We start from the raw sequence: 24,080 nt of genomic DNA on the forward strand, positions 1-24,080 counted from the left end.
GCCCACCTTGCCGAGGCCGTCTGTCGCAGGCCGACATCACCCGCGAATGATCAATTCAGCGGCCCGCTCGCCGATCATCATCGAGGCGGCATTCGTATTGCCGCCGACGATGCTCGGCATGATCGATGCATCGGCCACCCGCAGTCCCTCCACACCCCGCACCCGCAGCGCGGGATCGACGACCGCGCGTTCGTCGGTACCCATGCGGCACGTCCCGACCGGGTGATATACGCCCGAAGCGTTTCGACGGACAAATTCAGCGAGATCGGCGCCGTTCCGGTCTGCACCCGGTAACACCTCGTGACCGACCTCCCGTGTGATCGCTGCGTGCGCCAACGTCTCCCGGACGAGCTGCATGCCGGCGACCAGGGTCGCCAGATCCTGGGGTTCGGCCAGATAGTTGGGATCGATCAGGGGAGCGGTGAACGGATCTGTCCCGGCCAGCCGCAGGGTTCCCCGGCTCTCGGGATAAATCATCGTCGGCATGAGCGTCAACGACAACGACGAGTCAGCTGGCAGGTGCAGGCCTGGCTGGTCTTGGTTCTCGGGATAACCCATGGGAAGGATAAACATCTGCAAGTCCGGGACGTCGGTGCCCGTCCGCACTCCGCTATCGACGAAACCTACGGCCTCGAACAGAGTGTGCGCCAGAAACGTTGACCGTGGACGCACGCATTCACGGACCGCTGCCCCGGCGAAACTCAGCGGTGATGCACTCCGCCCACCGAGTGCTTGATAGGACATCGGCACAAACAAATGATCGTGCAGGTTGTCACCGACCGGCAGGTCGGCTAAAACCTTGATCCCATGCTCACGCAAGTGGGCCGCAGGGCCGATGCCGGAGAGCATCAGAAGTCGCGGTGAACCGAGCGCCCCTGCGCTGATGATCACCTCGCGGCTCGCGCGCGCAGGACCTATCGGTCGCCGGTCACGGCCCACGACCAACTCCGCACCCGCGGCACGGCCGTCCTCCACTATCACCCGGGTCGCAGTGGCACCGGTGAGCACCTGCAGATTCGGTGGCGCGTCCCACAGATACCCACGGTCGGTGCCCACTCTGCGGCCAGCGCCGGCGCTCTGCTGTATCGGCGCTACCCCGGCCTGCTGGGCACCGTTATAGTCGTCGTTCATCCCGACTCCGGCGGTCGCCGCCAGCGCGGCCATGTAGCTGTTGGTGACATTCGCCAGGCCCGCGGCCCGTTCTACTGCGATCGGGCCATCTCCACCGCGCAGATCGCTGGGACCGTCCTCGAAACTCTCCAGCCGCCGGAAGGACGGCAGCACCTCGGAGAACCCCCAGCCCTTCGCACCATCGGCCGCCCAATCGTCGTAGTTCTGCCGATTTCCGCGCACAAACGCCATGCCGTTGATCACGCTGCCGCCGCCGAGTACCCGGCCGTGAGACTGAGGAAGCTTGCGGCCCTCCATATGTCGTTGCGGGACGCTGTACGCGTGCCAGGTGACCAGCCGCTGCAGGGCCGTGACCGCGTGGATGGCCCCACACATGCCGGGGACTGTGACCAGTGGGCCGCGACGCTGGCGTCCCGACTCAATCAGGGTCACCGCGGCGCCGGTGTCGGCCAGCCGCCGGGCCACGATCGCCCCTGCGCTCCCAGACCCTACGACGACGTAGTCAGCAGGCTTCGGCCCGGCGGAATCCTTGGCCACCCGTGCTCTGCCCATCCCAAGACCTCCGTTGCCACGCCAGATTAATTTCATAATCTGAAGTATCTGTCGACGTTAACATAGTCGTCCACCGACAGGCACCATCGCGTGATCTCGCACAGACCATCCCACAATGCGCAGTTCCTTGGGCCTATCCGAACAACGGTGGATCTGAGCTTGATCTGGCGCGCCGAGCGTGAGCTTGGTGGACGGCCGTCAACGCCATCGGTAAGCGCCGAACACCGGCGCCGTGACGATGCCCGGGGGCTCTTGCAGCACATAGGGAATCGCGCGCACCCCGGTCATGGCCACCGCGAGTTGGCCGCCGGACGATCCGGCGAGGTCATCGACCGGGCTGTTGTCGATGGTCAGGTCCAGCCGGATCGGCGGGGCCCCCTCTACACGGATGCGTACCAGGAACTGTTCGTCGGGAAGGTCGGGCCAGTCGACGACGTCGCGGGTGACCGTCCAGTATTCCTCGGCGACCAGCACCGGTGCACCGCGGTGGTAGGCCGTCCAGGAAAGTTTCTGGGCGACAACGGTACCGGCGGCCAAGGCGCCGAACGCGACCGGCACATCGTGGTCGGCGGTGGCGGTCTCGATGGTCGGGCGAATCTCGTCGATCCCCAGGTGCAGCACGTCGGCGGCCGACGCCAGCGCCTGTTCGTACTGGATCGAGACTGCCCGGAACATCGGTGCGTCAACGCTCATGTCGGCCGGGTCGTTGCCCATGCCCATCAGGTCGACGAGCATGCCCTTTTCCGTGACCGCCGAGCAGTCGACGAATTCCGAAACCGTGATCCGATGCACGCGCTGCGACAGTCCGGTCAGGGTGGTGGCGAGACGCTCGAACATGAATCCGGGATGTTCACCGGCCGCGTGAAATCGCGCTCCCGATTGCTTGCAGGCATTGGTGATTCGTTGCTCAACGTCGCGGCCGTAGGTCGCCAGGTGGCTGTAACTGGTGGTGGTGATCACGGTCTTGCCGCTCGCCAACAGCGCGACGATGTCGCCGGTGTTGGTGTCCTCGCGGACGGCCTTCGACGCGGCATGCAATACGACGTCGGCGTCGAGCGCCAGGATCGCGGACTTGTCGCCTGTGACCGTGACGCCGGTCGGCGGTCGGCCCACCAGCGTGCCGGCATCGATCCCCACTTTCGCGGGGCTGTAAGCGAAAACGCCGACCAGCTCGAGGCCCGGGTTGTCGATGACCTCGCGCAGTTGCGCCGACCCGACGGGGCCGGTCGCCCATTGAATCACCCGGACCGTCATGCCGGCCCGTCCGGAAACTTCAACAGTGCGCCGGCGTCCACTCGGATCTGCTGGCCGGTGACGTAACGCGACTCGTCGCTGGCCAGGAAGACGGCGAGATTAGCAATGTCCTCCGGCTCGACGTAGGGGATCGGCATCGCCTGGAAGTGGGTGAAGGCCGGCTCTACATCGGCACGGGTGGGCTTTTGCCTCTTCATATCGGGGCGGAACACCGCATAGAGCCCGTCGTTGTGCAGCAGATGTGTATTGCAGTTCGTGGGGTGGATGGCGTTCACCCGAATCATCTTGGGCGCCAAATGCAGTGCCATCTGTTCGACATACCCGACCAGAGTGTTTTTGGCCCACGCATACCCGGCCCCGCCCGGACCCATCAGGGGATTCGTCGTGGTCGCCGGCATCATGCCGGCCGTCGATCCGGTCACGATGATCGACCCGCCGTCGCCGAGGCGGGACAGTGCAACCGCGACGGTGTTCATCACGCCGAGCAGGTCGACGTCGGTGGCGTCGACGAAATCCGAGGGCAGCGGATCGCCCATAGCCATCGGCAGGATGCCGGCATTGGCGACCACGATGTCCAGACGGGAAAGCTCGGAGATCCCTTCGTCCAACGCCTTCCGCAACTGATCACGCTCGCGCACATCCGCCTTGACGGCGACGCAGCGCCGACCGAGGTTCTCGACGAGTTTGGACGTCATCTCGAGATCCTCGATAGTGGCGAGCGGATAATTGTTGGACTCGATCTGGTCGCAGATGTCGATACCGATGATGTCGGCGCCCTCGGTGGCCATCTGAACCGCGTGCGCGCGTCCCTGGCCCCGCGCCGCGCCCGTGATGAATGCGACCTTGCCACTCAGCCGATTGCTCATGTTCTCCGTCGGATCGTTTTCACACAATCTAAACCTCTAGAGGTATCATTTGTAAGCCGTACGTCGGTGTCGTCGCCGGCGGCCGGGTGGCAGAGGGGGTGGCGTGGCTAAGCCCAAACAAATCGCCGACGAGCTGCGCGCGCTGATCATCACCGGAGGTCTCGACGAGGGCGACCTGTTGGGCACCGAGGCCGAACTGATCGAACGATTCGACGTTTCGCGTCCGTCGTTGCGCGAAGCCCTGCGGATGCTCGAGGCCGAAGGCCTGATCTCGGTCGTTCGCGGCGCGTTGGGCGGGGTCATGGTCCACCGTCCCGACCAGCGGATGACCGCGCGCGCGGCCGCCCTGGTGTTGCAATCGCGGAGCGTCGCGCTGGCCGACGTCTTCGAAGCCAGCGCGGTGATTGAGCCGGCGGCGGCGCGGATGATTGCCACCTCGCGTCACCGCCAGCGGGCGGTAGCGCAGTTGCGCGACGTGATCGTCGAGCAAAAGCGCACGGTGCATGACCCGCTGGCGTGCACCAACGCCATGGTCAAATTCCACAGCGACATTGTCCACCTGGCCGGCAACCAGACGCTGATCATTATCAGCGAAATGCTCAACGAGGTCATCACGCGGGCAGTCGCGGACGTACGAATACGTATGGGGCAAGAACCGCAGGCCGCGTGGCGTCGCAACATTCGCGCCAACGAGATGCTTACCGATCTGATCGAAGCCGGCGATGGGGAAGGAGCGCAGGCCCATTGGAATGCGCACATGGGACGGCTGCGCCGGACCCTGCTCGGTAAGCGCGCCGGCGCCCTGATCGAGCTCAATCACCACCGTTAGGCGCTGCCAGCGTCCGCGCATCATAAACCTCTAGAGGTATGTGTGGACGTTTCCTTTGGTGGTGGGGTAGGTTGAGCCGAAGGCGCGAGGCGCCGCAGCCTTTCCAGAGGAAAGCGATTGAGCACCAACACTAAAAGAGCCAACGCGCCCATCTCGAGGTTCGACTTTGTCAACGGTGCCGGCGGCTCGTCGCTTTCCGCCGCCGACCCGCACCCAACGAACCATGCGTTGGCCCAGCAGGTCGTGGTGGGCCTGGGCGGGAGCGTCATGGTCGCCTCGCGGGAACTGACCACCGAAACGCTCGGCAAGCCGGAGGTGTTCTCCTCAGCCGACCTGGTCGAGCAGGGCAACACCCGGCCCCTGATCCCGCTCGGCGTCGACCCACCCGATCACGGACGCTACCGACGATTGCTTGATCCGCTATTCGCGCCGCGCCGGATGGAGGCCCAGGAAGCCGACATAGCCGAGCGGGCCAATCACTTCATCGACGCCTTCATCGACCGTGGATCATGCGATTTTACAACGGAATTCGCCGAGCTGTTTCCGTCCGCGGTGTTCCTGGGGCTGATGGGCCTGCCCTGGGAGGAACTTGAGACGTTGGTTCGGATGCGTGACGGACTGTTGCATCCGGGAACGTCGGAGTCGACCGCCGAACAGCGCACCGGAATTCAGCGCGAGACCGCGCAACACGTCTACGCCTATTTTGATCGGCTTCTCGACGACCGGCAGGCCAACCCGCGCGATGACGTCCTGTCGGCCATTGTCGGACCCGACGAGGATCGCGTGCCTGAGGGTGCGATGTCTCGTGACGAGGCACTCGGCACCTGTTTCGTGCTGTTGACGGCCGGGCTGGACACCGTCACCGACTCGCTGACCTGCTTTTGGGCCTACCTCGCCCAAAACCCGGACCGCCGCCGCGAAATCGTCGCCGACCCGGCGGTGATTCCGCACGCGGTCGAGGAGTTGCTGCGGTGGGAGACTCCGGTGCCGATGGTCGTCCGGTGGGCCCGAGAGCAGACCCGTCTGGGCGGCGAGGTCGTGGCCGCAGGGCATCATGTGCTGGTCAACCTCAGCGCGGCCAATCTGGATCCCGCCGAATTCGCCGAACCGCTCACGGTCCGGTTCGATCGCGCCGGCAACCGCCACCTGGCGTTCGGCGGCGGCGCACACCGCTGCCTGGGATCGCACCTGGCACGCCGCGAGCTGCGGATCGCGCTACACGAATGGCACCGGCGTATACCGGAATACACCTTGGCTCCCGGCTACCAGGTGCGCTACCGGCCGCCACTTCGGTGCGTCCCCGATCTGCAGCTGTCGTGGTCATGATGGCCCGGGTCGCGCAGTGGGCCACCGGCACCACCGGGCGGCTCGCTTTGCGAGCCATAATCGACACGCCCGCCCTGGAACTTGTCGGCGTGCGAGTCTACGACCCAGACAAGGTCACCATTGTCGTCCAACATGTGACCTGGCTCGACGACGAGGTCGCCCCCGAGTGGTCCACCCGCGAAGGCTATGAGATCGAATTCGACGGCGCCCTAACGCTGCGATGCAACCTCGTGCTGGGTACCGCCGGCGGGGATCGCACCGGGATGGGCTGCTTGGCAGCGGCCATGCATGCGGTGCACGCCATCGAATTCGTCATGGCGGCGGCGCCCGGTGTCGTGGATCTGGCCAAGACCGCTTCGATTACCGGGGGACACGTATGGCCGCACAGGTGACTCCGGCGCGGGTCGGGCTGCTCATCGACTACGTCAATGACGAAGGCGCCTTTGATGACACGATTCTGCCGTCGCTGCAGCTGGTCGCCGACGAGTATCTGCAGCGCGGCATCCTCGAGCGGCCGGTCGAATTTGTCGTGCGAGCGGTGCGGGGCCTGCCCAATGGGTCCTTTCGTGCGGTTCGTGATGCGTTCCACGAGCTGTTGGCCGAAGACGTCCTCGTGATCTTCGGTCCGTGGGTTTCCGAGAACGGCGTCGCGCTGCGACCGTATGTCGAGAAGGCCGCCGAGGTGCCGACCATCACGATGGGTGCCTCGGAAAGCATGTTGGGGGAGTGGGTGTTTGGGCTACCCGCCGGTTCGATGGAGGAAGAGCCCATTATCATGGCCACGGTGGCGACCCTGGACGGTTGCCGCACCACCGGTATTGCCTTCGAGGATTCCCTGATCGGTCGCGAGTACCTGAGGACCGCGCGGTTCGCCTGCGAGCAGGTCGGGTTGACGATCAACGCCGAAGTGGCGATACCTCAGGTGGAGGCCGACAAGCGCAGCGCGATGGCCACCCTGGCGGCCGACAAACCCGACGCCCTGATGCACGTCGGATTCGGTCTGGGTCTGATCGGAATGAACGAGGCGCTCGAGGCGATCGGCTGGATGCCCCGCCGCTACACCACCACGGCCTTCGAATTCGCCGCCACCTCGGACTGGTGGTGCCACCAGCTCGCCGGCTGGATCGGCCTGGACCAGTACGACGAACGCAACGTCGTCGCACAGGAGTTCTTGGATCGATTCGAAGCACGGTACGGCCGGCGACCCGCGTACTTCTTCCCGGTCTATTGCTACGACGTCGGCCGGCTGATGATGACCGCGCTGGCCACCGCACGCCCGCTGAGCGGCCCCGCGGTCAAAGAGGCGCTGGAGCGCATCAAAATGCTTCCGGCCGCCAGCGGAGCACCGGGGACGCGATTGCGCTTCGGCAAGTTCATCCGGCACGGATGGGTGGGCAGCGAGTTCCTGGTGGCCCGCCGCGTGCTGGTCGACGGCAGCAGATCGGTTCTGCACGCCACGATCGAAGGTCTCGTCGAGGCGACGCTGTGACAGGAGTTCGATTGTGGCGCAACAGCATCCCGGCGAAATGTTTGATCTGACGGGCCGCGTCGCGGTCGTCACCGGCTCCACCCGCGGGATCGGCCGGGCCATCCTGGCCGGGTTGGCCCGGGCAGGCGCTGCGGTGGTGGTGTCTGGCCGAAAGCAGGACCGCTGCGACGAAGTCGCGGCGCTGATCAGGGCGTCCGGAGGCAAGGCAATTGGAATCGCGTGTCACGTCGGCGATTGGAAGGCCACACCCGGTTTCGTCGGCGCTGTACTTGAGCACTACGGACGCATCGACGTGCTGTTCAACAATGCCGGGATCAATCCCGCCGTAGAGGACGTCAACTGCGTGTCGGTGGAGTTGTGGCGGAAGGTATTTAACGTCAACGTGGAGGGCGCGCTGCGGATTAGCCAATGCGTTGCGCCAGTAATGCGCGAGGGCGGCGGCGGCAGTATCGTCAATGTCGGATCGATGGAGGGTTACTCCCCGTCCCATCCGCGCTCGGTGGTTTACGGCGCGTCCAAAGCGGCGCTGCGCAACCTCACTGTCTCGATGGCAAACACGTGGTCGGCGTGGGGTGTGCGGGTCAACCTGCTGTGTCCCGGCCCATTCGCGACGGAGATGCTCCTCGAGGCCGAACGGGCTTACCCGGGCTCGCTGGATATGCTGGCCAACATGAACCCGCAGCATCGCGTCGCGGAACTTGGCGAAATCGTCGGCCCCGCACTCTATTTGGCCAGCGACGCCTCGTCCTTTGTGACCGGAGATGACATCGCCGTCAGCGGGGGCATGCGCAAGTAGCCGGAGCCGTTGGTGCGCACCGCCGCGGGCAGCGTCTATCAAGACGTTCGTGGTGCGCTCGCAGTTTCGAGGTGGATCATCAGACGCGTGAGCACGGTGTGCCTTGCATCCTGCAGAGTATTTTCATTTTGTAGAATGTCTGCAATACTGTTGACTTTGAGGGTGGGGTGTGCAGGGTCCGTGCAGATCCTTGCCGCATCGATGAATCGGGGACGCGCTGGCATGGAGCAACTGGGTGACCAATTGGCATTTGTCGTATTAGAAGACGGCGCCCACATCACTGCAGATGTACTCGAGCAGCATGTCCGCGAGCCATTCGTCGGTGTCAAAGGGTCGTGCGACATTTCGCTACTCGATCACCTACTTCCGGGTAACGGCGGCAAGGTGTTGCGAGCAAGTTGCAGTCCTGCACTACGGTGTCCGAGACCAGCCATGGGGGCTCGGCATGAACCTGTTCGCTGCGGCACGGCGGCGACCCAGATCGAATGACAACGGGTCTTCCTCTGGCTACGGGAGCGAAGAGGTGGTAGCGGCGCCACACGGGCAAGGTTCGCCGACGCTTGTAGACGGGCTTAACGAGGCGTTGGCCGCGGCCGAAGTGGCCGAAGCCGAGGCCGCAGCGGCTGAGGCGCATGCAGCTGCGGCCTCGGCTCGAGCTCGGGCGACAAGACTGCGCCGGCAGGCCGAGCTCATCGCCCAGCGGGCCGGCGAAGGCACGGCGCGCCAGCCCCCCGACACTGGTAACGGGGTCAGCGAGGCTAGCGAGGAGAAGACCGATGTCCACGACGTGGCACGCGGCGCGGACGGACTCCCTAACATCGAGGTCGCTGACGCGGAGAAGGTGACCGGCACGGGCGAGGGCAGCGGTGGGACCGAGGAAGCGGCAGTCGCCGGCGCGTCGTCAACGTCCACGTCCAGTTCGCCGCGGCGCTGGCGGCCACGGTTGAGGTGGAGGCCGATCGTGGCCACCACGATGATTGTGCTGAGCATTGCACTGCTGGGAGCTAGTGGCTACATGATCGCGCTGGACCGCCGGATATCGCAGCAGCGGCAGCGAAGCGCGGAATTCGCCGCGGCGGCCCGCCAGGGTGTTGTCTCGTTGATGTCGCTTGACTTCACTCACGCCAAAGATGACGTGCAGCGAATCATCGACAACTCCACCGGTGACTTTAAGAAGAACTTCCAAGCGACCGCTGATGATTTCGCCAAAGGCGCGCAGGACGCCAAGGCGGTAAGCAACGCCACCGTGAATGCCACCGCGGTTGAATCGATGAGCGATAACTCAGCGGTCGTGCTGGTCGCTGTCAAAACCACCGTCACCAACATCAGCGGTGCCAACAATGAGCCGCGCTCGTGGCGGCTCAGCGTGACCGTAGCCCGCGATGGCGGGCAGCTCAAGATAGCGAAAGTCGACTTTGTGCCATGACGGCCGAACAGGACTCGCATATCGGCGACGTCGAGACGCCCGATGCTGAGGCCGACGAGCCTGCAGCTGGGATGGATACGCGCGACGCGGTCGACGATCGATCCGGATACGACAAGTCCGGCGAGAGAACAACCACACGCCGACCACGACTCGGTGTCAGCACCGGTTGGTTGCGCCGATGCCTGGTGTTGTGGCGATCAATTTTGTTGGGGCTGTTGATCCTAGGGGCCACTGCCGTAGCCGCGTGCGTATTCTTCTTGCAGTACCGTCCGTATCATCAGACCACCGACGCTGCCGCGCGTGACGCGATCAAGGCCGCGTCCGAAGGCTCGGTCGCCCTACTGTCGTATGCCCCGGACACCCTCGAACACGACCTCGTCAACGCGAAGTCACATCTCACGGGTGAATTTTTGGGCTACTACGACAAATTCACCCGCCAGATTGTGACCCCCGCCGCCAAGGAGCATCACGTTCAGACCACTGCTGTCGTGGCCCGCGCTGCCCTTTTAGAACTACATCCCAATTCGGCGGTGGTTCTGACCTTTATCGACCAGACCACCATGAGCAAGGACAAACCCGAACCGATCGTGGCCGCGAGCGCTGTTCGCGTCGGTCTCACGAAGACTGATGGCAGATGGCTGATTTCCGCGTTCGACCCGGTCTGAGGCGGTGCGATGCCAGGGCACCCGGGCCCGGCCCCATGGCTTCTCGCCCCGCGATTAACCATGATCGCCCCCGGTACCAACGAGGTTGAGGGTCACGACGGCTGGGCGGCGTGCTGTGTACGTTTCGTGATTGATGTGGGGCTGCACAGCGTCGCTGGTTTACCGTGACCCTGGGAGCCGATCGCCGCGCCGCCTACAAGGGTAGCTGCGCACGTCGGCAGTCCTGTGTCCGGCAAAAGCCCACCGGAGGTGGGTGGGCATGATGCGGACTAACTGGCGGGGCGGTCTCGGGGGGTTCCGCCCCATCAGGCTCCGCGGGCGAGCCGGAAGGGTTGCAACGCCAAGTCTAGAAGCTCTGGCGTGATCATCCCGCCGGCGTATTCGACCCAGCACCAGCTTCGCGCTACCTGTTTGCCCGAAGAGTTGTTCGTCAACTGCCCGAAAACGTGCACGGGACTACCGTTGGTGTCGAAGGTCATGTCGTAGGAATCGGTGCCGATGCGAGCCTTCAACGCGATGATCTTGCCGCTGGCATTAAAGCTCGGCAAGGCAACGATGTCGTCGTGAACCGTGGTCACTCCCCCTTTGACGTGGTAGCCGGGCCCGAACTGTAGGTCGTCTCGGCCCTGCCAGAAGCTGCCGCCTCCGACTTCTCCATCGGTGTATTCGTGCATCCATGACACCCACATCCCCTGGAGCTGGCGGACGATCGGTAACTCGGTATAGGCCATTCCCGGTGGGCCGTAGGCGAAGTCCTGATGCGCATATCCCGACACTTTGACACCGCCGATGGTTCCGCGCGCGTGCATAAGTTCGTGGCGGTAATACACCTCATGGTCGATCCCGGCCTGGACCGGCACATGGGTCACAACCACATCGCTGATCGGTGTGCCGTGGATCTCCCAGCGGCCGCTGGCGTCATACCAGTGGCAACCCTGCATATCGCGCTCGATACGGCCGCTGAAGTAGTTCGACTGGATGAGGTCAGCTGTGGCGGTGTAGGTGTAGGGCTCATACCAGTCGATGGAGGCGTACTCGCTGAACAAGTGGGCCGCGTCAGCGTTCAACGTCTTCTGCAAGGAGCGGAATCCGCAAATGGGCGACACCACATGGGTCATGCCGACGACGAAGTCGTCCGCTCCGCGGACTCCCCAGTAATCCTGTGAGGACCCGTCGCTGACGACTGCGCCGTACCAAATCCCGGCCAGACCCACTCCGGGGCCCGGCACCCAGTCCCGCCTATAGTGATCCAGCGACGCCGGCTCGTGTGAGACGTCGAATTCAACGCGATCCAGCAATCGCGGCTCCTAACGGTCATCCGGGGCGGCAACGGCCGCCCGTACTTTTGCAGATTGTCTGCGATTCTGATATGAGTCTGGCATCGCGGCAGTGTGGGCACAAGGCATTGCTGTCATGTCGTTGCCGCCAGACGGCCGCCGCGGTCGGAGGTAAGGCATTGCGGTAGAAGGTGTTACGCAATGTGGCTGGGAGCGCCCACGGCGCATAGCTCGACGGGCCACATGGTCAGCCTGAAAAGGCGCCGGTGAACAGGGGTAGGTCCAGATGGGTCAGCACGCCGACGGAACCTGCGACGACCGCAGGGATGGCGTTGACGGCGTGTGCCCGGTCATGAGCACATCGGGTTGTTGGGCGTCAAAAGTGGTGCGGGCATCGATGCGGGTTTCGATGCCGGGGTCGCCCTCGATCTTGATGCTCCAGGAGCCATCGCCGTAGGGCCAGTCTGCGGGCGCGGCATCTTTGCTGAGCGTCCACCACATCTGGCTTTCGATCCGTATTTTGCAGCATGCGTTCGTTCACTGACGCGGCTTCATCGGGGCTTCCTCATCGATGACGATGCGCAATGTCTGAGGTCCCAACAACATCGCGACCGGCATCGGATGAAACACCGGATCAGCCATGTGGAAACTGACGACCCGACTCAGGAAGGCGCGCAACGCGATACGGATCTCCATGCGCGCCAACCCTGCTCCAGGGCAGATGTGGCGACCCGACCCGAACGACAAGTGATCGCGGGAACCGCGGTCCACACCGAATACGTCGGGGTCCTGGTACACGGATTCGTCACGATTGGCAGCACCGATACACATGAACACCGTCTGGCCCGGCTCGATGGGCCGAGCGCCGAGCTCGGTAGGGCGCCGACAGGTCCGCACCATGAACTGCGCAGGCGCATCGATGCGCAGCGCTTCTTCCACCGCGGCATCGACCGACGAGGGGTCAGAGCGCAACGCGGCATACGTCTGTGGGTGATGACCAAGCCGGTAAAAAAGATTGCCGATGGCATTGCGCGTCGTATCGGTGCCGGCGCCGATGATGAACATGATCTGGGCGCGGATGCTGCGCAGGCCCAGGCGCTTCCCGTCGACCTCGGTCGACAAAAACCGGCTCAGTGCATCGTTAGGCCACGCATCCATCGGCTCCGCGAGGCGCTCGGCGATACGGGTGTCCACGTGATAACGCATCTGAGGGTTGCTGTCGGCGATGGCAATGCTGCGCCCCGACGCTGCCGCCTCCTGAAACCGCTCGCCGCTTTCTCGTATCCAGTCGACGAACAGCCCGGCGTCGGATTCAGGGAAGCCTAGGAGCCGTGTGATCGCAGCGGGGGGGATGGGCCGTGCGAGATGTTCGACCAGGTCAACGCCTTGATTGCCCGCGTCTCGGGCCTCGGTCAGCATGGTGTCGATGAGGTTGTCGCACAGCCGACCGAGGTAGGGCTCGATGCGTTGACTCTTGTGGAACGCGACTACGGAGTTGATGATCTTGCGGACTTTCCCATGTCGCGGTTCGCTGATAGCCGCGATGTGTTTGTCCTCTTCGGGGAGTTGCTCCTGGCCCGCGCTGCCGCCGAAGTCGTTGACGGAATTGAGTCCGCTCGCTACGGAGTCGTAGGAGACCGCCGCCAAGATCCCATCCAACCCGGGGAACGGCACGACTTCTCCCTGCGTGCGCATCACCCGGTAAGCGGCGGCGCGCTGGTCGGGATCGTCGTCGAGTGGGTTGGGCGCCACCAGCTCGTCGCGCTCGCTCACCGATGTGCCCTCGCCTGGGCGTCTTCTCGCGTTTGTCGCCGGTCCTGGCACTGTCTGCGCCCCTCGTTCGGTGACACGTCCACTGTCAAACCCCTCATAAGAATGCAGATTGTCTGCAATTCTGGTGCAGTTTGGCACCTCGGCGACGCGTCCGCAAGGAAGTCGACCCCAACCGCGCGCAATAATGTGTAAACAGTCTGCGATTCGGCGCCGGCGCCAACGGAAGGAGTAAGTGTGGTGAAGGAGTTGAGCCGATGACCCAGGCAGTGCGGCGCCTGGAGCGTCGCAGCAGCGGCGAGTTGGTGGCCGATCATCTTCGGCGCCAGATCATCGCCGGCGAGATCGGCCCCGGCGAGCGGCTCACCCAAGAAGATATCGGCGCACAACTCGGGGTGAGTCGGGTGCCGGTCCGCGAAGCTTTGGTAATTCTGGAACAAGAGGGCTGGGTGCGTATGGAGATGCACCGCGGTGGGCGAGTGCTGCCCATCGAGACCTCGATCGGCGACAACGCCGAGGTGTGGAATTTGATATTCGGTCTGGTGGCGCGCAGGGCCGCTGGCCGCCTTACTCCTGAACTCGATACCCAATTAGCAGACATCGCAAGACAACTCGACGCCACCAAAGACGCGGCGGCGGTGTGGGATTTGTGTGAGGCCTACTTGGACGTGCTGTTCGAGGCCGCCAGCGCCCCGGCGGTGGCCCGCACGCTGCGTCGTGTCCGCACCATGGCCGTCGACTCAATCTTTGACGTCGTGCCGGAGACCCTGGAGGTCAGCAGGCTGGGCACGCTCGCTGTGATTAAGGCAGTGCGCGCCCACGACGGCGAGCGGGCCGTCGCGGCTCACGACGACATGCAGGCCGAATGCCTGCGTCTTTTGGTGTCAGCATTTGAGCGCCGCGACCCAGAGCAGCCCGCGTAACGGCGTTCTCGCCGGCTTATGCACGCAGGATGGACTGGGCGCGGCCGTCGGTCCACCAGTCGCTGTTGCCAAGGCTGTAGTGCACGATTCTTCGATCACCGTCTCGTTGGCACGTCCCGTCTGCACCGATCAACGCACTGGGCATCAGCGTTGGGCGTTCACCTGGTGCATCGATGCGCCATTTCCGTGACTGATCGAGAAACCGGTAATTCACCGTTTCAGGAAACCTATTGGCGCACGCGGTTGGTCGTGCGTGGACATCGGTGGCAGTGAAACGCGCCCGCCTCGGCGTGCACCATGGCGAATCGCCACCCGTCAGGCCATAGGCGAAGCTGGCCTGCACCATGGTGCCGTCATCGTATTCGTTCGCGACGTGCTGCCAGAATTCGCGGCCTTGTCCGTACGAGCTGGCGATCCACCCCGCGAGGAGTATTTGGCCAACGAGGGCGGCGCAACGAACGCCCGCCTTGGGATATTCCCCGTCACCCTCCACAAAACGTAGAATGTCTGCAATACTCTAGCTGCTCCGGGTTGAGGGAGGCAAGTAGGTGCGCAGCTACGACCGACTGTTCATCGGCGGGGGATGGGTGGCCCCAGCTGGTGCGGGCGCGATCCAGGTGATGTCGCACCACATCGAACAGGTTGTGGCCCGCGCTCCAGAGGCGACTGCAGCCGACGTCAATCGTGCCGTCGCCGCGGCGCGGGAGGCGTTCGATCACGGCGAATGGCCGCAGCTGACGCCGGGCGGCCGCGCCGACTATCTCGCCGCGCTCGCTGCGGCTTATCAACCGCGAGTGCCCGAGATGGCGACAGTGATCACCGCGGAGATGGGCTCACCGATCGGCTTCAGCCAAGCGGGTCAGGCGTTTGCCGCGGTCATGCTGATCAACGCCTATGTCGAACATGCCGGGCGTCACCCCTGTACCTGGCGTCAGGCGCTTCGCGCAACGTCACCGGCCTCGCGCTGCCCATCGACGGCGGATACCTGAGCAAGTAGGGGAGGACGGCACACCATGCAGGGCAGCCCAATTCGCGCCACCGCAACGGCGGGGGCAACACCAAACCGCCCTCGCTGTGGGCAATGCTGGCCGACACGGGCGCGGGGGCCCCACCAGGCACGGCGACACCACACCTTGCGATCAGGCCGCGGGCCGCAAGTGATCGGGGGTGGTCACAGTGGCGCGCTTCCCACCAGCTAGCGGCGTACCTGCGGACGGCCACAGCCCTGTCGCGCCACCCAAAGCGCCGTCCCGTGGCAAACGCTCTGAAAGGCAACGCTATTGGCAGGCCTTAGCAGGTGCAGCCACCATCGCGGTGATCGCGGCGGTCGTCGCGATCACCGCGGTGCAGTTTCGTGGCGGCTTCAGCTCCAGCGTGCCGGTGACGGTGGTGTCTCCGCGGGCCGGGTTAGTGATGAATCCGGACGCCAAAGTCAAGTTGCACGGCGTCCAGGTCGGCAGGGTGGCCTCTCTGCAGACGCTGCCCGACGGTCGGGCGATCCTTCACTTGGCGATGGATCCCGCTTCGCTGCAATACATTCCCGCCAACGTGCGGGTAAACATCGCATCCACCACAGTGTTCGGCGCGAAATTCGTTCAGCTGTTAGCACCGGCGCGGCCGTCACCAGAAACCATGCACGCCGGCCAAGTGTTCGACGCGGGACAGGTCACCGTGGAGATCAACACAGTGTTTCAAAAGCTCGTGGCGGTGCTGTCGAAGTTGGACCCCGCCAAACTCAATGAGACACTTGGCGCGATCGCGGCAGCAGTCGATGGCCGCGGGCACGAGATCGGCCAAATGCTCTCCGATCTTGACGCATTCCTGGCGAAGTTGGACCCCAGCCTACCGACTCTGGACCACGAGCTCGCGGTCGCACCCAGAGTGCTCGGCGCCTATGCCGATGCCGCCCCGGATCTGCTGACCGCAGTCGCGAACGCCAACCGGATCAGCCAGACCGTTGTCGACGAGCAGCACAACTTAGACGCGTTGCTGATCGCCGCGACGGGGCTGGCGGAGATCGGTCACGACGTGCTGGCCACCAACCGGCAGTCACTGAGCGATGTCGTGCACCTGCTGGTGCCCACCACCGATCTGACCAACAAATACAACCAGGCCCTCTACTGCATGATGGGGGGATTGGTGCTGGCCGCTTACCAGCCCAACCCGGTGCTGCCCGGCGCCATGGTCGACGCGAGCTTCACGCTGGGCCACGAACGTTTCCGCTATCCCCAAGACTTGCCCAAAGTCGCCGCGAGCGGCGGCCCGCAATGCGTGGCGGGCCTGCCCAACGTCCCCTACGAGGCCCGCCCGCCCTACGTCGTCGCCGACGTCGGCTACAACCCGTCGCGCTACGGAAACGAGGGGATCCTCTTGAACTCTGATCGCCTCAAGACGTGGTTGTTCGGGCCATTACCCGGGCCGCCGCGCAACAGCGCACAGGTCGGGCAGCCAGGATGAGGCCAGTGGGCGCCCCGTTGGTCAAGTTCGGGATCTTCGCAACGGTCATGATCGCGTTGACCGCCTTCTTGTTCATGATCTTCAACCAGTACCGCGGAGGCGCGACCACCGCCTACTCCGCGGTGTTCAGCGACGCGTCACGACTGAAGACTGGTGATTCGGTGCGCGCGGCCGGAATCCGAGTCGGGACCGTCAACAGCGTGGCCCTGCGCGGTGACCGCACCGTGGTGGTGGATTTCGACGCCGATCGCAACGTGGTACTGACCACCGGAACCAAAGCCGCGGTGCGCTACCTAAACCTGGTGGGGGATCGCTACCTCGAGCTGGCCGACGGACCCGGCTCGACGCGCATCCTGGGCCCTGGCACACAGATACCTCTCGACCACACCGCACCGGCGCTCGACATCGACCTGCTGATCGGCGGGCTCAAACCGGTGACCCAGGGCCTTAACCCCCAAGACGTCAATGCCTTGACGCAATCGCTGCTGTACGTGTTGCAAGGCCAAGGCCAGCCCCTGCAGTCGCTGCTGGCCAACACATCATCGTTCACCAATGCCTTGGCCGATAACGATCAGGTCGTGCAGCAACTGATCGACAACCTGAACACGGTCGCGGCAACGCTGTCCAGCAGCGGCGGCCAGTTCTCTGCCACCGTGGACCGCTTGCAGCGGTTCGTCTCCGGGCTTTCTGCCGATCGTGACCCGATCGGAGCGGCTATCCAATCTCTGGACAACGGAACCGCCTCGCTGGCAGATCTTCTCGCGCACGCCCGCACACCGCTAGCCGGCACCATCAACGAACTCAACCGGCTGGTCCCCCAGCTGGATCTGCACAAAGACCACATCGACGCCGGACTGCAACGCGAACCCGACAACCTGCGCAAGCTGGTGCGCCTGGGTGCCTACGGCAGCTTCTACAACTACTACCTGTGCGGGGTGCAGATCCGCGTGACTGACCTTCAGGGCGCCACCGCGGTGTTTCCCTGGATTCGGCAACAGACCGGAAGGTGCGCCGACAACTGATGGGTAAGTATCGCGGGCCCAGACTCATTAAGCCCGGTTTCATCGGGGTCGTCTTGATGGTGCTCGTCATCGCTGTGGGGTTGCGGCCCGAGCAATTGGTGTCGTGGGCCACCGCGATCCGCTATCAGGCGTTGTTCAGCCAAGCCGGGGGACTGGACGCCGGCAACGATGTCACTGTGTCGGGCATCAAAGTCGGCAGCGTCTCCGATGTCACACTCGACAACGGCCAGGCCCGCGTGCGCTTCACCATCAAAGGCACGGTGGTGCTGGGAAATCTCACCACCGCACATATCCGCACCGGATCACTGCTGGGAAAGCGGGTGTTGACACTGGAGTCCGCCGGCGCAGCCCGATTGCGCCCCTTGGATGTCATCCCGACCTCACGCACATCCTCGCCCTATTCGGTGACCGAGGCGGTCGGTGACCTCACCACTGACATCGCCGGCACCGACACCCAGACACTCAACCAATCCCTGGACACCCTATCGGCCACCATCGATACGATCGCCCCCCAACTGGGCCCGACCTTCGATGGGGTCACTCGGCTGTCGCGAGCTCTCAACGCCCGCAACCACACACTGGGTGAGCTGTTCAAAAACGTCCGCGAGGTCAGCGCCGTCCTCTCAGCGCGCAGCGCCCAGGTCAACACCTTGCTCCTCGACGCCAACGATCTGGTGAACGTCCTCACAGACCAGCGCCGGGCCATCGTCGAGCTGCTCGCCAACACCTCGGCGGTCGCCAAACAACTGTCCGGCTTAGTCCACGACAACGAAGCAAAACTGGCGCCCACCCTGGACAAACTCAACGCCGTGATCGCCGTGCTGCAAAAAAACAACGACAACATCGCCAAATCCCTACCCTCGTTAGCCCAATACGAACTGACCTCCGGCGAACTGGTGTCCAGCGGCCCCTACTACCAGGCGATGATCGCCAATCTGGGTATGCCCGAACTCCTGCAACCGTTTTTGGATTATGCGTTCGGATTCCGCAGGGGGACGAACGCAGGCCAACCACCTGATAACGCCGGGCCGCGCGCCGAAATACCCTTCCCGGTCAACGGAATTCCCAAACCCGGCGAACGGTGGGGCGGTCAATGATCACGCGCAACCGGGTTGTCCGGGTCGTTGCCGCCGTACTGGTCGCGCTGATCGGCGCCGCGACCCTGCTCATCTTACGTGAAACCGCCTGGCGGCCAACAACAATCAGCGCCTACTTTGTGTCAGCGACAGCGATCTACCCCGGCGACGACGTGCGCGTCGCGGGGATCAAAGTCGGGCGCATCACCTCCGTCCAGCCCCAGGGCCCACAAGTCAAAATGACCTTCACCGTCGACCATGGCGTCCCCATCCCCGCTGATGCCAAAGCAGTGATCGTGGCGGCCAACCTGATCTCGGCACGATATGTCGAACTGACCCCCGCATACCGACGCAGCGGCCCTAACTCAGGGGGTCCTACCATGCCCAACGGGGCCGTGATCCCGAGCGAACGCACCGCCGTGCCCGTGGAATGGGATCAGGTCAAAGACCAACTGATGAGGCTGGCAACAGAGTTGGGACCCAACAGCCAAGTCTCGACACCCTCGATCGCACGTTTTATCGACAGCGCAGCCAACGCATTGGGGGGCAACGGGGACAAGCTGCGCCAGATGCTGGCCCAGCTTTCAGGGGTGGGACGGATCCTGGCCGACGGCAGCGGCAACATCGCCGACACCATCAAGAACCTCCAAACCTTCGTGACCGCGCTTCGCGACAGCAAGCAACAGATCGTGCAATTCCAAGACCATTTCGCCACCCTGACCAGTGTTCTCAACAACAACCGATCCGACCTCGACGCGGCACTGACCAACCTGTCGCAAGCAGTCGGCGAGGTCCAGCGCTTCGTCGCCGAGACCCGCGATAAGGCAAGCGAACAAATCCAGCAGCTGGCTGATGTGACGAGCAACCTTGTCGCGCACCGCCAAGACATCGAACAACTCCTGCACGTCGCCGGCACAGCGGTGGCCAACGGCTACGCCGACTACAACCCCGACACCGGAACCATCCTCGGATCGGTCTCGCTCAACAACTTCAGTAGCCCAACGCAATTCCTGTGCGCGGCGATCGGCGCGGTCGAAAACACCACAGCGCCAGAGACGGCGAAGCTGTGCGGGCTCTACCTCGGTCCTGCGCTGCGTCAGCTGAACTTCAACAACATGCCGATCCCGTTCAACCCATATCTGGCACCAGCACCGCACAACCTCATCTACACCGACCCCAGCCTGGCCCCCGGCGGCGTAGCTCCCGCCACGACCGAACCCCCGCCGGCGGTGTCGGCCTATACCGGACTCAACGGCGATCAACCCCCACCACCGGGCTGGAATCAACCGCCCGCACCGCCAGGCCTCTACGCGCCCACGCCGGCATTCCCCTATCCGGCGCTGTATCCCGGAGCCCCCCCTCCCGCACCGCCCAGCGTGGAGAACATGCTGCTCCCCGCGCCGGCCGCGCCGCAGGGACCGCCCACACCGCCCGGTCCGCCTGGGCAACAGCCGCCGATCGAAGTAACACCACCGTCATGACCGCCGGCTCACCCGCGCGCACCCTGCTGGGCCTGGGCACCCTGACGGTCCTGGCGGTCACCGGCTGCGCCTTCCACGGGCTGAACTCGCTTCCGCTGCCCGGCGCCGTCGCAAACGGTCCGGATGCCAACGTTTATCACGTCGAAATCGCCAACGTCGACACCCTGGAGTCCAATTCCCCGGTGATGATCCACGACGTCATCGTTGGCAGTGTCGGCAAGATGACCTTTCAAAGCTGGCATGCCGACGTCGAGATCCGCGTCAAACCCGGCACCGTCATCGCCGCCAACGTGGTGGCCACCGTCGGGCAGACCAGCTTGCTGGGATCGATGCACCTCGAGCTCGATCCGCCCGCCGACCAGCCGGCGGCCGCACCGTTGCAACCGGGCGCCACCATCCCCCTGAGCAAGTCATCGACCTATCCCTCGACCGAGCAGACGCTGGCCTCGTTGTCGGCGGTCGTCAACACCGGGGGCCTGGGCCAGGTCGGCGACATCATCCACAACTTCAACACCGCACTGTCCGGACACCAAGCCGCGGTGCGCGACCTGATCACTCGGCTCGATCACTTCGTGACAGTACTGAACAACCAGCGCGACGCCCTGGTGGACTCCATAAAACAGCTCAACCGGCTCACCGCCACACTGGGCGCACAGCGCGACGTGATCACCGAGGCGTTGCGCAAGTTGCCGCCCGCGCTCGAAGTGCTCATCGCCGAGAAACCGCGCATCATCAACGCGCTGAACAAGCTGCGATTATTCGCCGATACCGCGGCGGCCGTGGTCAACGACACCCAAGCCGACCTGGTCACAAACCTGAAAAACTTGGAACCGACGATGCGCGCCCTCGCTGATGTCGGACCCGGAATCGACGACGCGCTCGTCGAATTCCTGGTCTTTCCCTACGGCCAAAACCTCATCGACCGCGGACTCAAAGGCGACTACATGAACCTGTTCGCGATCGGAGACATCACCGTACCCAGACTCAAAAAGACCGCTCTGCTGGGCACCCGGTGGGGCCTTGAAGGCGCACAGCTTGTGCCCGCACCGGGAGATCCCGGTTATGACTGGTACTACACCAACAATCCGCTCTATGTCGGTGTGCAGTCGGTGCCGGTCACCGGTGTCACCGTGCCACCCCCGCCCGCGCCCGCGGGCCCGATGAGGCTCACACCGGGTGGACCCGTGCCTTCCAGCCCGCCGATCCCAAGCGTGCCGCTGTGGTTAACTCAGCCGCCGCCGTGGGCGGCCTTGCCACTTCTCGCTGCACCCCAGCCGCCTGCCGGCCCGGTGCCCGCCGCGCCGAATTCCGCTCCGCCGCCGGTGTTCCCGCCGATGGACGAAGGTGGCCGATAGATGCTCACTCGGCTTGTACGTGTTCAGCTGGTGATCTTCACCCTCGCCTCGATCATAGGGCTGGTGGTGATGGTCGTCACCTATCTGCAGGCACCCACCTTGCTGGGCGTGGGCCGCATCACGGTCACAGTCGAGCTACCCGACACCGGTGGGCTGTACCGTTTTTCCAACGTCACCTACCGGGGCGTGGAACTCGGCAAGGTCACCGCGGTCAACGTGACCCACACCGGCGCCAAAGCCACTCTCTCGCTTGCCAGCTCACCCAAAGTCCCCGCCGCTCTTCACGCCGACGTGCGCAGCATCTCGGCGGTCGGCGAACAATACATCGACCTCCAGCCCCGCAACGACGCGCCGCCATACCTGCATGACGGCTCGGTCATCGCCGCGGCCGACATCACGATCCCTCAAGAGGTGGGGCCGCTGCTGAACCAAACCAGCGCGCTGATCGACAGCATCCCCAATGGAAAGCTCGGCCAGCTACTCGACGAATCGTTTCGCGCCTTCAACGGCGCCGGCTACGAGCTCGGCTCGCTAGCCGATTCCGCGGCAAAGGTGTCCGCCGACGCCAACGCAGTAGCAGACCACAGTCGCGACCTGGTGCAAGACAGTGCCCCACTGCTGGATTCACAGGCCGACACCACCGACGCCCTTCGCACCTGGGCGCACAGCCTGGCCGGGCTCACCGGGCAGCTCGTCACCAACGATCCGCAACTGCGAACCCTGCTGCGCACCGGCCCCGGCGCCGCCGAGGAAGCATCACGGCTGCTTGAACAGCTGAAACCCACGTTGCCGGTGCTGCTGGCCAACCTGAGCTCGTTGGGCCAGGTTTTGGTGACCTACCGGCCCGATATCGAGCAGGTGCTGGTGTTGTTCCCGCCGTTTCTGGCCAACCTCCTCTCAGAAGCCGGCGACCATAATCCCACCGGCATCGGACAAGGCGACTTCACACTCAGCATCGCCGACCCCCCATCCTGCACAGTCGGATTCCTCCCACCCAACCAATGGCGTTCTCCGGCTGACGCCACCGTGATCGACACCCCCAAAAACTTGTATTGCAAGCTGCCCCAGGACTCCCCGCTGGCCGTGCGCGGCGCCCGCAACTACCCGTGTATGGGCAAACCCGGCAAGCGGGCACCGACCGTAGAAATCTGCAACAGCGACAAACCCTACGAACCCCTGTCCATGCGTGAACACCTCCTAGGGCCCTACCCCCTAGATCCCAACCTCCTCGCCCAAGGAATACCGCCCGATGACCGCATCACCGAGCGCGACCACCTCTTCGGTCCGGTGGAAGGCACACCGCCGGGAGCGCCGCCTGGGCCGATAGCACCGCAGCAGCCTCCCGCGGGGGCACCGCTACCTGCGGGACCGCCCGACGGCGCCAACAGCCCCGCGCCGCCCACGAGTGCCCCGTCACCGGCACCTATCCCGCCGATCGACACCGGTGGTGTCGCGCCCGCAGCTCCAAGCGCGTCGCACAGCACCGGGTCGAGCCATCGGCCCTCGCTGGCCTTCGCCCAGTACGACCCCGGCAGCGGAAGCTATGTGACACCCGACGGCCAGAGCTACAGGCAATCCGACTTGGCCACTGGGAGGCCGGCCAAAACGTGGCAAGACCTGATTCTGGGGCAATACGCATGAAAACCAAACTCTCGCGGATATCTCGCATCGCCACCAGCTGGGCACTACCAGCCACAGTTGTGGTGGCCGCCGCAGGCGCGACGTTAGTTATGGCACCGCACGCCGGAGCAGCCTTCTGCGACCCGCCACTCAACGGAACCTTCGCCGCGCACTCCGATGGGGCATGGGCCAAGACCAACGACGTCTTCCACGACGAAACACCGGCCGTCAGCACGTGGACCGCCACCACATCATGCACCGCCGACTTCCCCAACTGCGCAGGACAGGTCGCAAGCAACCAAGGATGGAGCGCACCCGCGACCTGCCAAGCCGGCGGAATGTGGTACGTCAAACGCCATCTCGACCACTGGGAACACTGCGGCGACGGCACCGAGGCGCCCGGCGACCAACTCTTCTACTTTTCACCACAGTTGACAGGCGCACCAAGCTTTTCCGCCGTGACAACCTTCACCGGCGTCGACAGAACAGTCGGACCCAGCGGGGGATGCGGCATCAACAAACCCCTAGTCATCGAAATACCGTTCCAGCTGACCAAGATCGGGTGACCCTGTTGTACCTCTTCGACGGCAAACCGACCGTGACCCACGTATTCACCGTGAACCACCGACTCGACACAGCGAGCACGTTGCTGATGTAGTGGTCGGATGGTGGGTTTGGCGGAGATATTGTCAAGACCTGTGGATCGGTAAGTTTCGGGCAACCTTCGATCCGACGGTTTGTGGCTCCGCGGCGCGTCGGTGAAAA

The 24,080-nt window shown here is 64.2% G+C and carries 23 protein-coding genes; 16 read left to right on the forward strand and 7 right to left on the reverse strand.

Annotation, left to right across the window (positions count from 1 at the left end; genetic code table 11):
* Positions 1-36: 36 nt before the first annotated feature.
* The 3 genes from JO236_RS11170 to JO236_RS11180 all read right to left on the reverse strand — a co-directional run bounded on the left by JO236_RS11170 (position 37) and on the right by JO236_RS11180 (position 3,803).
* Positions 37-1,683, reverse strand: a complete 1,647-nt coding sequence (locus JO236_RS11170; RefSeq protein WP_293329559.1) for a GMC family oxidoreductase — start codon at positions 1,681-1,683, stop codon at positions 37-39.
* A 198-nt stretch (positions 1,684-1,881) separates the two neighbouring features.
* Positions 1,882-2,937, reverse strand: a complete 1,056-nt coding sequence (locus tag JO236_RS11175) for a dihydrodipicolinate synthase (protein ID WP_293329560.1) — start codon at positions 2,935-2,937, stop codon at positions 1,882-1,884.
* Positions 2,934-3,803, reverse strand: coding sequence for a mycofactocin-coupled SDR family oxidoreductase (locus JO236_RS11180; protein WP_293329561.1), 870 nt, complete (start codon positions 3,801-3,803; stop codon positions 2,934-2,936). The genes JO236_RS11175 and JO236_RS11180 overlap by 4 nt, the downstream gene beginning before the upstream one ends.
* 103 nt (positions 3,804-3,906) lie before the next feature.
* Between JO236_RS11180 and JO236_RS11185 the strand changes: the two genes are divergently transcribed.
* From JO236_RS11185 to JO236_RS11215, 7 genes are all read left to right on the forward strand, one after another.
* Positions 3,907-4,632, forward strand: a complete 726-nt coding sequence (locus JO236_RS11185; RefSeq protein WP_293329562.1) for a FadR/GntR family transcriptional regulator — start codon at positions 3,907-3,909, stop codon at positions 4,630-4,632.
* 117 nt (positions 4,633-4,749) lie between these two features.
* Positions 4,750-5,958, forward strand: coding sequence for a cytochrome P450 (locus JO236_RS11190; protein WP_293329563.1), 1,209 nt, complete (start codon positions 4,750-4,752; stop codon positions 5,956-5,958).
* Complete coding sequence (locus JO236_RS11195; RefSeq protein ID WP_293329564.1) at positions 5,958-6,350, forward strand: hypothetical protein; 393 nt, start codon at positions 5,958-5,960, stop codon at positions 6,348-6,350. Before JO236_RS11190 ends, JO236_RS11195 begins: the two co-directional genes overlap by 1 nt.
* Positions 6,335-7,447 carry an ABC transporter substrate-binding protein gene (locus JO236_RS11200; protein WP_293329565.1) on the forward strand — a complete coding sequence of 371 codons (1,113 nt, stop codon included), beginning with the start codon at positions 6,335-6,337 and terminating at the stop codon, positions 7,445-7,447. Before JO236_RS11195 ends, JO236_RS11200 begins: the two co-directional genes overlap by 16 nt.
* Positions 7,448-7,484: 37 nt before the next feature.
* Positions 7,485-8,243 (forward strand): SDR family NAD(P)-dependent oxidoreductase, encoded by a 759-nt coding sequence (locus JO236_RS11205; RefSeq protein WP_293329566.1) that lies wholly within the window; start codon positions 7,485-7,487, stop codon positions 8,241-8,243.
* Between the two features lie 961 nt (positions 8,244-9,204).
* On the forward strand, positions 9,205-9,669 hold the full coding sequence (locus tag JO236_RS11210) for a hypothetical protein (RefSeq protein WP_293329567.1): 465 nt from the start codon (positions 9,205-9,207) through the stop codon (positions 9,667-9,669).
* Positions 9,597-10,334 (forward strand): hypothetical protein, encoded by a 738-nt coding sequence (locus JO236_RS11215; RefSeq protein WP_293329568.1) that lies wholly within the window; start codon positions 9,597-9,599, stop codon positions 10,332-10,334. The genes JO236_RS11210 and JO236_RS11215 overlap by 73 nt, the downstream gene beginning before the upstream one ends.
* A gap of 305 nt (positions 10,335-10,639) precedes the next feature.
* Here JO236_RS11215 and JO236_RS11220 read toward each other — a convergent pair whose 3' ends face one another.
* The 3 genes from JO236_RS11220 to JO236_RS11230 all read right to left on the reverse strand — a co-directional run bounded on the left by JO236_RS11220 (position 10,640) and on the right by JO236_RS11230 (position 13,384).
* On the reverse strand, positions 10,640-11,632 hold the full coding sequence (locus tag JO236_RS11220) for a hypothetical protein (protein ID WP_293329569.1): 993 nt from the start codon (positions 11,630-11,632) through the stop codon (positions 10,640-10,642).
* A gap of 270 nt (positions 11,633-11,902) precedes the next feature.
* Positions 11,903-12,112 (reverse strand): hypothetical protein, encoded by a 210-nt coding sequence (locus JO236_RS11225; protein ID WP_293329570.1) that lies wholly within the window; start codon positions 12,110-12,112, stop codon positions 11,903-11,905.
* Positions 12,113-12,148: 36 nt separating this feature from the next.
* Entirely contained in the window at positions 12,149-13,384 is a 1,236-nt protein-coding gene (locus tag JO236_RS11230; RefSeq protein WP_293329571.1) for a cytochrome P450, read from the reverse strand.
* Positions 13,385-13,638: 254 nt separating this feature from the next.
* Here JO236_RS11230 and JO236_RS11235 point away from each other — a divergent pair, with 254 nt between their 5' ends.
* Positions 13,639-14,304: a GntR family transcriptional regulator gene (locus JO236_RS11235; protein ID WP_293329572.1), complete on the forward strand. Its 666-nt coding sequence runs from the start codon at positions 13,639-13,641 to the stop codon at positions 14,302-14,304.
* A 16-nt stretch (positions 14,305-14,320) separates the two neighbouring features.
* On the opposite strand, the gene JO236_RS11240 is transcribed toward JO236_RS11235, so the two are convergent.
* A complete protein-coding gene (locus tag JO236_RS11240; protein WP_293329573.1) occupies positions 14,321-14,797 on the reverse strand; it encodes a hypothetical protein in 477 nt (158 codons plus the stop codon).
* Positions 14,798-14,852: 55 nt separating this feature from the next.
* Between JO236_RS11240 and JO236_RS11245 the strand changes: the two genes are divergently transcribed.
* From JO236_RS11245 to JO236_RS11280, 8 genes are all read left to right on the forward strand, one after another.
* Positions 14,853-15,293: an aldehyde dehydrogenase family protein gene (locus tag JO236_RS11245; protein WP_293329574.1), complete on the forward strand. Its 441-nt coding sequence runs from the start codon at positions 14,853-14,855 to the stop codon at positions 15,291-15,293.
* 187 nt (positions 15,294-15,480) lie between these two features.
* Complete coding sequence (locus JO236_RS11250) at positions 15,481-16,761, forward strand: MCE family protein (RefSeq protein WP_416362220.1); 1,281 nt, start codon at positions 15,481-15,483, stop codon at positions 16,759-16,761.
* On the forward strand, positions 16,758-17,783 hold the full coding sequence (locus tag JO236_RS11255; protein WP_293329575.1) for an MCE family protein: 1,026 nt from the start codon (positions 16,758-16,760) through the stop codon (positions 17,781-17,783). The genes JO236_RS11250 and JO236_RS11255 overlap by 4 nt, the downstream gene beginning before the upstream one ends.
* Positions 17,783-18,880 carry an MCE family protein gene (locus tag JO236_RS11260; protein WP_293329576.1) on the forward strand — a complete coding sequence of 366 codons (1,098 nt, stop codon included), beginning with the start codon at positions 17,783-17,785 and terminating at the stop codon, positions 18,878-18,880. Before JO236_RS11255 ends, JO236_RS11260 begins: the two co-directional genes overlap by 1 nt.
* A complete protein-coding gene (locus tag JO236_RS11265) occupies positions 18,877-20,340 on the forward strand; it encodes an MCE family protein (protein WP_293329577.1) in 1,464 nt (487 codons plus the stop codon). The genes JO236_RS11260 and JO236_RS11265 overlap by 4 nt, the downstream gene beginning before the upstream one ends.
* Positions 20,337-21,695, forward strand: coding sequence for an MCE family protein (locus tag JO236_RS11270; protein WP_293329578.1), 1,359 nt, complete (start codon positions 20,337-20,339; stop codon positions 21,693-21,695). The genes JO236_RS11265 and JO236_RS11270 overlap by 4 nt, the downstream gene beginning before the upstream one ends.
* Positions 21,696-23,336: an MCE family protein gene (locus JO236_RS11275; RefSeq protein ID WP_293329579.1), complete on the forward strand. Its 1,641-nt coding sequence runs from the start codon at positions 21,696-21,698 to the stop codon at positions 23,334-23,336.
* On the forward strand, positions 23,333-23,881 hold the full coding sequence (locus tag JO236_RS11280) for a hypothetical protein (RefSeq protein ID WP_293329580.1): 549 nt from the start codon (positions 23,333-23,335) through the stop codon (positions 23,879-23,881). Before JO236_RS11275 ends, JO236_RS11280 begins: the two co-directional genes overlap by 4 nt.
* Positions 23,882-24,080 lie beyond the last annotated feature (199 nt).

This window comes from Mycobacterium sp., from assembly GCF_019247635.1.
Taxonomy (GTDB): Bacteria; Actinomycetota; Actinomycetes; order Mycobacteriales; family Mycobacteriaceae; genus Mycobacterium.